Source organism: Oleiphilus sp. HI0125, from assembly GCF_001635355.1.
In genome coordinates, this window is the sequence record NZ_LWGF01000016.1 from 1 (window position 1) to 548 (window position 548).

At 44.5% G+C, this 548-nt stretch carries 1 protein-coding gene; it reads right to left on the bottom strand.

Annotated features, from left to right (window positions below; genetic code table 11):
- Window positions 1-68: 68 nt before the first annotated feature.
- Window positions 69-548 (bottom strand): RseA family anti-sigma factor (locus tag A3762_RS00580; RefSeq protein WP_197468895.1); only part of this gene is annotated, 480 nt, incomplete at its 5' end.

Below are 548 nucleotides of genomic sequence, written 5' to 3' on the forward strand. Positions count from 1 at the left end.
AACGCTGAGGTACTAACGAGCACTAACACCAGACTGAATAAAATACGTTTTAACATCATATAACCCAGTTAAATACCAACAGAATTAACACTAGCAACACGAATCAAAGGTGCCATTCCAGAAGACACCGTGAGAGCGCTCAATTCAGAATGTCGAAGAAGGTATTGATTAAAGTTTTTCACCTGAGAAGGGTCTAACTCATTCACAACCAAGCCCTGCACAGAATCTCCTTGAGAAGCCACATCACCGAATTCGTTATTCAAACCCAAGGCCAACACAAAACAAGCTGCTATAGCCCCACCATAACGCCAAATTTTGGCACTCTTTTGAGGAACAACCACTTGTTCTGTTTTAGCAGAACCAGAATGCTCTGAAACCTGCTCATCCTCTTCCCTAATCGCCGCAGCGACTGAGGCAGAGATATCGATATCTAGGCTCGTTGCTGAATTAAAATCACCACGCATATCAGCCATCACATCACGTACGGCATGGTAGCGTTTCCAAGTTGCATTGAGTTGCTCAGAGTCCGCCTTGCTTAACACACGCTG